Origin of the sequence: Protofrankia sp. Cas3, from assembly GCF_963555955.1 — a bacterium.
GTDB lineage: Bacteria > Actinomycetota > Actinomycetes > Frankiales > Frankiaceae > Protofrankia.
In genome coordinates, this window is record NZ_CAUVXP010000073.1 from 16,532 (window position 1) to 28,264 (window position 11,733).

Annotated in this window: 8 protein-coding genes and 1 pseudogene; 6 read left to right on the forward strand and 3 right to left on the reverse strand. The window is 68.0% G+C overall.

The annotated features are described in order from the left end of the window. From U9983_RS14985 to U9983_RS15000, 4 genes are read left to right on the forward strand one after another with little or no spacing between them, the layout of a single operon-like run. Positions 1-2,820: an alpha/beta fold hydrolase gene (locus U9983_RS14985; RefSeq protein WP_322754620.1), complete on the forward strand. Its 2,820-nt coding sequence runs from the start codon at positions 1-3 to the stop codon at positions 2,818-2,820. Continuing rightward, positions 2,817-5,237 (forward strand): CoA transferase, encoded by a 2,421-nt coding sequence (locus U9983_RS14990; protein ID WP_322754621.1) that lies wholly within the window; start codon positions 2,817-2,819, stop codon positions 5,235-5,237. The genes U9983_RS14985 and U9983_RS14990 overlap by 4 nt, the downstream gene beginning before the upstream one ends. After that, positions 5,237-6,052, forward strand: a complete 816-nt coding sequence (locus U9983_RS14995; RefSeq protein ID WP_322754622.1) for an SDR family NAD(P)-dependent oxidoreductase — start codon at positions 5,237-5,239, stop codon at positions 6,050-6,052. The genes U9983_RS14990 and U9983_RS14995 overlap by 1 nt, the downstream gene beginning before the upstream one ends. Then, positions 6,049-6,867 (forward strand): enoyl-CoA hydratase-related protein, encoded by an 819-nt coding sequence (locus U9983_RS15000; protein ID WP_322754623.1) that lies wholly within the window; start codon positions 6,049-6,051, stop codon positions 6,865-6,867. The genes U9983_RS14995 and U9983_RS15000 overlap by 4 nt, the downstream gene beginning before the upstream one ends. 181 nt (positions 6,868-7,048) lie before the next feature. On the opposite strand, the gene U9983_RS15005 is transcribed toward U9983_RS15000, so the two are convergent. Further along, positions 7,049-7,639 (reverse strand): integrase core domain-containing protein, encoded by a 591-nt coding sequence (locus tag U9983_RS15005; RefSeq protein ID WP_322754624.1) that lies wholly within the window; start codon positions 7,637-7,639, stop codon positions 7,049-7,051. Positions 7,640-8,308: 669 nt separating this feature from the next. Between U9983_RS15005 and U9983_RS15010 the strand changes: the two are divergent. Both U9983_RS15010 and U9983_RS27895 read left to right on the forward strand, forming a co-directional pair. Beyond that, a pseudogene (locus tag U9983_RS15010) lies at positions 8,309-8,488 on the forward strand (toll/interleukin-1 receptor domain-containing protein); the annotation flags it as partial. 393 nt (positions 8,489-8,881) lie between these two features. After that, positions 8,882-10,186, forward strand: a complete 1,305-nt coding sequence (locus U9983_RS27895) for a toll/interleukin-1 receptor domain-containing protein (RefSeq protein WP_416211400.1) — start codon at positions 8,882-8,884, stop codon at positions 10,184-10,186. A gap of 12 nt (positions 10,187-10,198) precedes the next feature. On the opposite strand, the gene U9983_RS15020 is transcribed toward U9983_RS27895, so the two are convergent. Then, positions 10,199-10,753, reverse strand: a complete 555-nt coding sequence (locus tag U9983_RS15020) for a hypothetical protein (RefSeq protein WP_322750757.1) — start codon at positions 10,751-10,753, stop codon at positions 10,199-10,201. Then, positions 10,750-11,673, reverse strand: coding sequence for an alpha/beta hydrolase (locus U9983_RS15025; protein ID WP_322754625.1), 924 nt, complete (start codon positions 11,671-11,673; stop codon positions 10,750-10,752). Before U9983_RS15025 ends, U9983_RS15020 begins: the two co-directional genes overlap by 4 nt. Positions 11,674-11,733 lie beyond the last annotated feature (60 nt).

Sequence of the window (11,733 nt, forward strand, 5' to 3'; positions counted from 1 at the left end):
ATGCGCGCGTTGACCCCAACCTTCCATTCTGACCGCTGGGTCCCTCCCCCCGACCTCGTCGGCGGCTATCGCGTGGCTCAGCTCGCTGCCGTTCTCGGCGTCGGCGACCGCAGCGAGTTCCCGGCCCGCGCCGCGGCCGATCCCGAATGGTTCTACCCGGCCGCGCTCGACTTCCTTGGCGCGGAGTGGCTGCGGCCGTGGACGTCGCTGTGCGACGAGTCAGACGGCGCACCGTTCGGCCACTGGTTCGTCGGCGGTGGCACGAACGTGTCCTGGCTGGCGTGCGAGCGGTGGGTGGACCGCCTCATCGGGCCGGCCGTCATCTGGGAAGGCGACGGCGGGGAGTCGCGGGAGTTGAGCTTCGCCGAGTTGGCGAGTGAGGTGCGTCGGGCATCCACCGGGTTCCGTGAGTTGGGTGTCGGCCGCGGCGATGTCGTTGTCATGCACCTGCCGATGGTCCCGGAAGCGATCGTGACCATGCTCGCCGTTGCCCGTCTCGGCGCGATCGTCGCGCCGGCGTTCTCGGGCTACGGACCGGCGCCACTGGCCGAGCGCTTGCAGCTCGCGGAGGCTCGAGTGCTCGTAACGGCCGACGGCATGATGCGACGCGGGCGCCCGAGCATGATGCTCGAAACGGCGCTGACCGCCGCCGAGACGGCGAACGTCAAGACGGTGGTCGTCGTGTCTCGCCTCGGCGAGACGCTGCCGCCGCATCCGGCGATCGTGCGGTGGAAGACCGTGGCCGACGCCGCCGAAGCAGGCGAGGTCGAGACGTTCGACGCCGAGACGCCGTGGTTGCTCGCGTTCACGTCAGGGTCAACCGGTCGACCCAAGGGCGCACTGCACACCCACGGCGGATTGCCCTACAACCTCATGCTGGAGCTCGCTCTGACGGCGGACGTTGGGTCGGGTGACCGGTTCTCGTGGCCGAGCGACATGGGGTGGCTCGCCGGACCGATGGGCGCACTCGGGCCCTTGACCTTGGGCGCCACGGCCGTGTTGTTCGAAGGCGTCGCCGACCATCCCGAGCCGGACCGCATCTGGCGGTTCGTCGAGCGGCATGGCATCACCCAGTACGCGCTGTCGCCGACGACCGCGCGCACGCTCGCGGCCGCGGGCGAGCAGTGGGTCGCGCCGTACGACCTCCCGACGCTTCGCGTCATCCTCTCCTCGGGCGAGCCCTGGACCCTTCCCGCGTGGCGATGGCTGCATCGTCATGTCGGGCGAGGCCGCGTCCCGATCATCAACTGGTCGGGCGGCACCGAGGTGGGCGGTTGCATCGTCGCCAGCTACCCCGACGTCGCCACCTCCGCGGGTCGGTTCTCCGGTCCCGCGCTAGGCATGGCGATCGACGTCGTCGACGACGAGGGGCGCTCCGTGTCCGGCGAGCTGGGCGAGCTCGTGGTTACGAGGTCGTGGCCGGCGATGACCCGCGGCTTGTGGCGCGAGACCGATCGCTACCTCGACGCCTACTGGTCACGCCTGCCCGGTACGTGGGTCCAGGGCGATCGTGCCTTGCGCTACGCCGACGGCAGCATCGAGATCCCCGGACGGTCGGACGACGTGTTGAAGATCGCCGGCAAGCGCGTCGGGCCCGCCGAGCTCGAGTCGCTCGCCACCGAGGTCGAGGGCGTGACCGCCGCCGCGGCGATCGGCGTCGACGATCCGGTCAAGGGACAGGTGGCCGTGCTCGTGGTGCAGAGCTCGTGCGCGCCCGCCGACGAAGCGCGTCTGACGGCAGCCGTCGCCGACCGGATCACGACGGCGTTCGGCAAGCCGATGCGACCGTCGGCAGTGTTGGCCGTGCCCGATCTGCCGCGGACCCGTTCGGGCAAGGTCCATCGCCGCGCCGTGCGTGCGTGGGTGACCGGGTCCGACCCGGGCGACCTGTCGAGCCTCGACAACCCGCAGGCAGCGGTGGGAGTCCGGGTCGCCGCGCTCGGGCGCGAGGACTACGACGAGTTCGCCTACGTGCGCGGTCCCGACGTGGCCGTTCGGCGTGAAGACCGCCACGGCCCGGACGGCGAGGTGCTCAGCGCGGTGATCTGGGGTGAGCAAAGACCGGCGCTTCTCCTCCTGCACGGCGGTGGCCAGAACGCCCACACGTGGGACGGCGTGGCGCCGGCGCTGAAGCGCCCGCTGGTCGCGCTCGATCTGCCGGGACACGGACGGTCGTCCCATCGCGCCGATCGCGACTACTGGCCGTGGCGCAACGCTGATGTCGTCGCGGGTGCGGTGCCGCAGTTGACCGCTGAGCCGGTGGTCGTCGTCGGGATGTCGCTCGGGGGCCTGACCGGCATCCGGTTCGCAGCCCGGCGACCCGACCTCGTGCGGGCGCTCGTCGTGGTCGACGTCACGCCCAGCGTCCACGAGGTGGAGATGACGTCGCAGGAGCGTGGGGGGAGCTCCCTCATCAGCGCCGAGCCGTCGTTCGCGTCGTTCGCCGAGCTCGTCGACTCCACGGTTGCCGCCACCGGCCGACGACGCGAGTCGGTAGCGGTCGGTGCGCGTCACAACTCCTACCGTCGGGCCGATGGGCGCTGGGCGTGGCGCTACGACCGACTCCGCCTGCCCGGCGACCCACCGCTCGACTTCAGCGCGCTGTGGGCTGATCTCGAGGCGGTGCGGTGCCCGCTGATGCTCGTGCGCGGCGGCGATTCCTTTCACGTACCGGACGCCCACGCGGATCAGGTGCGCCGATGCCAGCCCTCGGCGCGTCTCGAGATCGTCAGCGGCGCCGGCCACAGCGTGCAGAGCGCCAAGCCGGCGGAGCTCGCGGCCCTCATCGAGGACTTCGCGTTCACCGGGAACATTCGATGACGACGTGCTGTGACGGCTTAGTCGTGATCGAGCTCGGTAGCGGCAGCATCGCCGGGGCGCTGTGCGGGATGCTGCTCGCCGACAACGGCGCGCGCGTCCTCAAGGTCGAACCGCCCGAAGGCGATCGGTTACGCCGCGAGATGCCGTCAGGCTTCCTCGTCTGGTGCAGGGGAAAAGAGAGCGTCGTCATCGACCTGCGAACCGATGCCGGGCGCGACGAGCTCATCGAGCTGACGCGGGGCGCCGATGTCGTGATCGACGGGTTCGCACCGGGTGTCACCGCCCGGTGGGGCATCGACGACGACGTGCTCCGGGCCCGCAATCCCCGGCTGGTGCACTGCTCGATCACCGCCTTCGGACGGTGCGGAAGCTATGCGTCGATCAAGGGATACGAGGCGGCGGTCGCCGCCAAGGCCGGCCTCTTCACGCCGGGGATCTACACCGGCCGACCGGCCGGGGGCGATCCGATGTTCGTGGCCGCGCCGCTGGCCAGCGTCGGCGCCGGTCATCTCGCCTGCAGCGGCGTGCTCGCCGCGCTCACGGCCCGCGAGACCACCGGCCGCGGCCAGCACCTCGACGCGACGCTGCTTCAGGGACTCACGCCGGCCGACTACTTCGGCACGATGCACTGGCAGGTCCGGCTGCAACAGGCAAGCGAGCCGGACCGGCCACGCGCCGCGCCACCCGCCCGCCCACCGGCGCTGCTGTGCAGCAAGGACGGCCGCTGGATCAACGCTTCGACGACCATGCAACATCAGCTGCGCGCGCTCGTCGCTGCGCTCGAGATCACCGTCGCCCGGCCCTCGAGCGCCGACGCCGTGGCCACCGACCGCTACCGCGCGGCGTTCTACGACGCGTTCCGCCGACGGACGATGGACGAATGGGTCCCGATCCTGCTCGCCGACCCCAACATCGCGTTTGAGGTCGTGCGCACCGGCGACGAGGCGATGGAGCACCCCCAAGCCCTGCACAACAGGCAGATCGTCGAGGTGCTCGACCCGGTCGTCGGACCCATCGCCGAGATCGGGCCCATCGCCTCCTTCTCGGCGACGCCATCGAGAATCGGCCGGTCCGCGCCCGCTCTGGGCGAGCACGCCGCCGTGGCGCCGCCCGCCGTGACGCCGCCCGCCGTGACCGTCGGTCGAGCCGGTGCGGCGTTGCCGCATCCACTGGCCGGCATCACCATCGTCGAGCTCGGCTACTTCTACGCCATGCCGTTCGCCCTGACCATGGCCGCGTCGTTCGGTGCCCGCGTGATCAAGATCGAAGCGCCCACCGGCGACCCGATGCGCGTCAACTACGGCATTCCCGAGGCGGGAGCGGTCAAGGTGCTCGAGGGCAAGGAGAGCGTTGCCGTCGACCTGAAGTCAGCCCAGGGCCGCGCCATCATCGAGCGCCTGCTCGCCCGCGCGGATGTCTTCGCGTTCGGCTTCCGGCCCAAGGTCGCGACGAGCCTCGGGCTGGACTACGAAACAGTCCGTCGCCTCAACCCACGCATCGTCTACCTGCACGCCAGCGGCTACGGCGTGGACGGGCCGTACAGCGAACGCCCGCTGTACGCGGGGCCGGCCTCGGCGACGTCGGGCGCATACCACCGTCAGGCGGGCTACTGGCTCGCCCCCGAACGAGCGGCCGGCGCCGGCGTCGAGGAGCTCCGGCAGCTCGCCAGCCGCGTGCAGCCACCCGTCGACGGCGATTCCAACGCGGCCCTCGCCGTCCTCTCGGCCCTGTCATTGGCGCTGCTCCACCAGCGCCGCAGTGGCGTCGGCCAGTTCGTGGCAACAAGCATGATCGAAGGCAACGCCTACGCCTACGCCGACGACTACGTCCGCTACAAGGGAAAGCCGCCGATCCAGGGGCCGGACCCCGACCAACGGGGACTACACGCGCTCTACCGCCTGTATCCCGCCGCCAGTGGGTGGATCATGGTGGCCGCCCCCACCCAGACCGAATGGGAGTTGCTCACGACTGCGCTCGGCCGGTCGGACCTCGTCTCCGATGCGCGCTTCTCCTCTGCGGGGACGCGGGCGGACCACGACCACGACCTCGTCGAGGAGTTGACGGAGTGCTTCGCCACCCGAAGGTCGACGGAGTGGGAAGAACTTCTTGGGCGCCACGGACTCTGCGTCGTAGAGGTTTTTGAAGGCTCGATGGCCGACTTCACGAACACCGACTCCGTCCTGGTCGAGACGGGACTCGTGACCCACGTCGAACACCCGCTCTTCGGGACGATCCTCCGCCACGCGGCACCGGTCGCGTTCTCGGACATGCCCGGCCGAGTCGCACCGAGCCCACTTCTCGGGGAACACACGGACGCGGTCCTTGCGGAGCTGGGTTACTCGAATGACGACATCGCTGAACTGAAGGAGAACGCTGTGGTACTCCGCGAATCAGCTGCCCTGAGCGCAGTCCTGTGATGGGCCGCCTCGACGGGAAGGTGGCAATCGTCACCGGTTCCGCGAACGGGATCGGAGCGGCGACCGCGTACCGGCTCGCCCAAGAGGGCGCAGCCGTCGTTGTCGCCGACCTCGACGCCGACGGCGCGGCTGCGCGCGCGGCCGCAATCGTGGCCGCGGGGGACACTGCCATCGGGGTCGGGGTCGACATCGCCGACGAGTCGTCGGTACACCGCCTCGTCGCGACCACGGTGTCGGCGTTCGGTGGCATCGACGTGCTGCACAACAACGCCAGCGCGATGAACCTCACGCCGTCCGACGTCGATGTGCTCGGCCTCGACCTCGACACGTGGGATGGCACGATACGCACGAACCTCCGCGGGACGATGCTCTGCTGCAAGGCGGCCATCCCCCACATCCTCGAGCGCGGGGGCGGTTCCGTGGTGAACACCTCGTCCGGCCAGGCCCTCCTGGGTGACACCGGGCAGACCGCCTACGCCGCGGCGAAGGCGGCGGTGATCGCACTCAGCCGCTCGATCGCCACGCAGTACGGCCGCCGCGGCCTGCGGTGCAACGCCATCTGCCCCGGATTCATCCTGACCGATCGGCTGCGGCAGAAGCTTGACGGCCCGGCCATCGAACGGCTCCTGCGCCATCAACTCGTGTCGCGGGCCGGGCAGCCCGAGGACATTGCCAACCTCGTCTGCTTCCTCACCTCCGATGAGGGATCGTTCATCACCGGGCAGGCGATCAGTATCGACGGCGGCTCCCAGGCGCACATGCCGTCGTACGCGGACGGCGGCAACATCGACCGGCGCACACCGGTGACGGCATGACATCCCGCGAGCTGACCGACGCCCGATCGCGGGAGCTGACCGATGTCCGCTACGAGGTCGACAACGGCCTGGCCTGGATAACGATCGACCGCGAGGCCCGCTACAACGCATTCTCCGCCCACACTGTCGACGAGCTGATCCATGCGTTCAAGCTGGCGTGGGGTGACTCAGCCGTGGGCGTCGTCTGCCTCACCGGGGCCGGCGAAAAGGCCTTCTGCGCGGGCGGCGACGTGAAGATGGCGGCCGAGTTCGGCGGTTACGGCCCAACCGACTACGGCATCTTCGAGATCCAGACGCTGCACCGGGTCATGCGGGCCATCCCCAAGCCGCTGATCGCTGCCGTCAACGGCGTCTCCGCCGGCGGCGGGCACGTCCTCCACGTCCTCTGTGACCTTTCCATCGCCGCCGACACGGCGACGTTCGGCCAGTCGGGGCCGCGGGTCGGCTCATGGGATGCCGGCTTCGGCACCGGCATCCTGGCCCGCGCCATCGGCGAAAAACGCGCCCGCGAGATGTGGTATCTGTGCCGTCGCTACGACGCCGCCCGAGCGCTCGAGTGGGGACTTGTCAACGCCGTGGTGCCGCTCGCCGAGTTGCAGGCCGAGGTGCGCAGGTGGGCCGGCGAGCTGCTCGAGCGCAGCCCCACCGCGCTCGCGTTCTTGAAGCACTCCTTCAACGCAGACACCGAGCAGCTCGCCGGCGTCGGCGCGGTGGGCTTCGATGCCCTCGACATCTTCGTGCACACACGCGAGGCCCAGGAAGGCAAGGCGGCGTTCGCCGAGAAGCGCCCCCCGGACTTCGCCAGGTTCCGATGACAACCTGGACCGAGCCATTGTCGTCGATGAGCTCGTCGAACTGACGCGCGCCTGGCGTCGGCGTCATCCGCGCAGGAGCAATCGGCGAGGATGGGCTCGTGTGGGTGCCTGTATCTCGTCCGTAGCCGTGGAACAACCTGTACGGCGAGCGCCTGAAGGGTGCAAGTAGACGGTTCGCTGGTCAGGCGGCTCGTTGGTATTCGTGCAGGAGGCCGCCGAGGCGGTCGATGCGTCTGATGGGGCTGGTTGGATCGGCGGCTGGTGTCACGGGGTCGGGTGTGTCGAGGTCGATGCCGCGGTGGGGTCGGGCCGTGTTGTAGTGCTCGACGTAGATCGTGAGGATCTGTTCGGCGTGGCGGCGGTTCCAGATCAGTGTCCAGTCGAGGCATTCGGCGCGGCCGGTGCGAACCCAGCGTTCGGCGTAGGCATACGCACGGGGAGCCTGAACCGGGGTTTTGATGATCTGGATGTTCTCGTCGGTGAAGACCGCGTCGAAGCCGCGGACGAACTTGGTGTCCCGGTCGCGGATCAGAAATTTGTACTGTCGGTGGTCGTCGAGCTGGTGGGTGAGGTTGCGGGCTTGCTGGGTGACCCAGGTGGCGGTGGGGTGGGCGGTGACGCCGGCGAGCCGGACGTGGCGGCGGTCGAGGCTGATGAAGAACAGGACGTACAGCCGGGTCAGCGTGACGGTGAGGAAGTCGCAGGCCAGCACGCTGGCGGCGTGGCTGCGGAGGAACTGTGACCAGCTCGGCCAGTATCTGCGCCGCCGCATTCGCGGCTCGCGTCTGACCTGCGGAAACGCTCAGAATAAAGATCCACTATATAGATCAACAAGGCCGTGGGTGCGCATTGGGTGCGCATTTGTCGTGGCTGCGGCGCCGCGCCTCGGTAAGAGTCGGCGAGTCTTTCATCGTCGTCGTTCACGGCTCCCAGGTGGGTAAGGAGAAGCGTAAGCCGCACTCCGACGGCCCCCGGGGCGAGATCCCGTCGACGACGGTGGTTGGCCGGTCGGGCCATCGACGGTCGTACTCGGCTCCACCGGACACGGTCATACCTGACCCGCCCCGATGGAGTCAAAGATCATCATCAATGATGCTAAGTAACATCAGCGCGGGGGTGAGGCGCTCCGCGGCGCTTTTGGGCGCGTCCGCTCATGCCGATGAGTGGCTGCTACGAGGGCTGGTTCACGTCTTGGCATTCGTCACGGTACGCAACAGGCGTCAACAGCCGTCTGACCATGCTCGTAGGTTCGAGATCATGCGAGCTGTAGCATGCTGCAAGACGGATCAGGCGAGCGGGGGCACGTGTGACCGAGGTTTCATGGGACTTCTTCATCTCCTACACGGAGTCCGATAGGGCATGGGCGGAGTGGGTCGCCTGACAGCTTGAAGTAGCCGGCTACCGCGTACTCGTCCAAGCCTGGGACTTCGTTCCCGGCGCAAGCTGGATGACGTCGATGCAGGCCGGTATCACGGAGGCGCGGCAAACCATCGCCCTCCTGTCCCACGCCTATCTTCGGTCCGTATACGGTCAGGCCGAGTGGCAGGCAGCCGCTAGAGCGGACCCGCTCGGGCTCGCCAGAAAGCTGATACCCATCAGGATCGAGGACTGTCCGCGGCCAGGGCTGCTCGGCCAGATCGTTAGCATCGACATGTTCGGCGTCACCGCAACAGCTGCGTCGCGCCTGCTGCAAGAGCACATCCGATACGCCATCAGTGGCCGAGCCAAGCCAACGGCCGAGCCGCAGTTTCCGTTCCCCCAGATGCCTGGAGATGCCACTCCGCCGGTCAAGCCCCAGGATCCGGTCGGGCCCGTCTTCCCGCCACTACACGCAGACCGACGCCCGCCTGTCCGGGAGGTCGGTGAGGTGTTTCAGCCAACCGGAACACCAGAGGTTACCTTCGTTCAGCAGCAGCACTTCCTGCCCTTCAAGATGACGTTGCGTCAGCCTGGGCTTAGTATCGTTCTCGAAGGTCCCTCAGGTCTCGGCAAGACGTCCCTGTTGATGCATGCCATGGAGCAGGACAAGGCCCGTTTCGGCGAGCCGACGGTCTACAGCGCCCGGGTTCCACGGGACGTAGAGAAGATCGACAAGCTGGTCATCGACGGCCATGACGGGGTCATCGCGATAGACGATCACCACCGGCTATCCATCGAGCAGCAAGGCCGCGTCGTCGACTACCTCAAGCGCCTCGCGGACAGTGGCGCCCGCTCAAGGAAGATCGTAGTCGTCGGTATTCCGGAGACGGCGCGCTCGCTCGTGAAGATCAGCCCAGATATTGCCAACCGTATTAGGATCTTCCGACCCAAGGCGGCGTGCGAGAATGAGCTGCTGGCGTTGGTGGAACTCGGCGAGAAGGCGCTCAACATCCAATTCGAGGACAAGCTCTCGATCGTGAGGGCATCGAGCGGAAGTCTGATCACCGCCCAAGCGTTGTGTTGGCACTTGGTGACGATGGCCCGCATTGAGGAGACGGCGCGCAGCCTCAAGACGGTACGCACCGATATTCGGAGCGCCCTAGAGCTAGTTTCGGAGGAGCTGCGAATAAAATATCACGAGCTCGTGGAGGAATTCGCCGCGCTGGACGATTCGGACGAAACTATCTGCATCGAGCTTCTGATAGGACTGGCGAAAAACGCGGACGGCGTTCTATACCTGGACGAGTACCGGAAGCAGAACCCCAAACTGTCACGTGCGGTGGACCGCCTCTTCATGCAGGGGATCGGTGCCGGCCTGGCGGGAAACACGTTGATATCCGGAAACCTATTCTATGACGTACAACGAAGGCGTCTGATCGCCGACGATCCGCAGTTCATTTTCTATATTCGGCAGCTCAAGCGGGAACGTCTCCTGCGGGGAGCAGGCAAACGCTCACCGACATCCAGAAGAAAAGTCTTCATTTGCTACAGTCACCAGGACGAGTTCTGGCTCAACCGACTGCTGGTCCATCTTAGCCCGCTGGAACGCGACGGCCGCTTGGACGTGTGGTCAGATAAACGCATCCGGATCGGCGACGCTTGGCGGAGCGAGATCGACATGGCGCTCGATTCCGCGGCGTCTGCGATTCTACTTATCAGCGCCGACTTTCTGGCCTCGAGTTTCATCCGAGACGTGGAGCTGCCGAAGCTGCTCGCGGCAGCCGACAACAGAGGCTGCCGGATAGTACCGATCTTGGTCGCAGCCAGCGCTTTTCATCAGACGCCGGCCATCGCGAGGTTCCAGCACCCGAACCCCAGAAGCCGGACCCTCGCTGCGGTTACCCGCGAGGAGGCGGAGCAGGTGCTCGCCGAAGTCGCCCGTCTCATCGAGCCTCAGTGACGATCCCGTTTGTCACTGTGCGTCGCGGCGCCAGGTGAGGGTGATCGTGCCGTCGTCCGTGTCACGCCATTGGCGCGCGAGGGTGCGGAGGCGGGTGTGGATCGCGTCAATGCGCTCAGGTGTGGCGGTGTTCGGTAGCTGGAATCCGAGCCGGTGCGCAGTGTCGCGCGGGTCGGGTGCGGTGAGGGAGTCCGGGTCGAGCCGCGCGACGATGATCTTCCCGGGTTGCTCCAGATGAGGCTGGGGGCCGAGGAGAGCGACGGCTTCCTCGGCTCGCATGAGGCCGGTGAAGTCGGCGCCGGGCTGCTCGGTGAGGGGCACGCGGTCGCGGGTAATGACGGCTTGGCTGTCAACCATGACCACGTCGGCGCCTTGATCGATGAGGCCCCAGAAGCCGTCGGTCAGGCCGAGTTCCACCTCCACGATCAGGTGGACGAGGTCGTGCGGCAGGACGTCGCCGTAGCTGGGGAACTCCCAGCGGGTCGTCGAGGCGTCGCTGCGGGTGACGTGCACCCGGTCCAGTTGTCCGCGGCGCCGGGTGAACGAGACGGTTAACGCGCTGGTCATCGTCGGCTCACCGGGCGAGCCGGCGGGCCCGCATCGGGTCGCACGCGAGACTCGGCCGGGTCGATAGCCTCACCGGCGCCGGCCCCATGTCGTGTCGGCTGCTCAAGGACCTCGTGCAGACGGGCAGCGAACCCGGCAGGGCGCAGGATGAAACCGGAGTGGCCGCCGGGGAACTTCACCAGCGGCTGGCCCAACTCCGCAGCCAGGGCGTGGGCGCACCGGTGGGCGAAACCGGTCGTCGAGGTGGCGCCGGCCGCGGGAACGATCCGGTCCGCCGCGGCATGCAGGCCTGGCCAGTCCAGACGGTAGCGCCGCACGGCGGGAGCGTCATGGGTCAGGAAGAAGGTGAGGTTGGCGATCCGTTCTGGCTTGGGCTGCGGCGGCGCGACGTCGGCCTCCCGGTCGGTGATGTCGACCCCGGCGAGGGCAAGGAACTGCCGCATCGCCGCGGCCATCCCCTCGCTGCGGTACAACCGTTCGATCTCCTCCTGGCCGCTGGCCGCCTGCTCCCGGTCACGCTCCGGTAGCAGTTCGGTGGCCGGCGGTTCGTGCGCGACGAGCAGCCGCACCCGCTGTGGGTGACGGCAGATCAGGTCCAGCCCGACCAGGGCCCCGAGGCTGACACCGAACACCAGCGCCGGGCTGTCGGTGACCGCCGCGAGCACCCGGGCAGCGTCGTCGCTGTGCGTCGCCACATCGACAGCGGTGTTCTGATCGTGCAGCGGGCTGCGCGTCAGCCCCCGCCGGTCGTAGCCGACCACCGTGTACCGGCCGGCCAGCCGCTCGGCGAGCGCGTCGGTAGCGTCGGCGTCCCCGTCACCGCCCGGCAACATCAGCAGCACTGGCCCGTCCCCTCGGACCTTGAAATAGAGCGTGGCTCCCGGCACAGCCAGCAGCCCTACCCGTGGCGCGTCCTGCACGATCCGCCTCCCCAAACCAGATAAGAAACCCAGGTATCTTACGTAAGGGTAGGCTAGCCG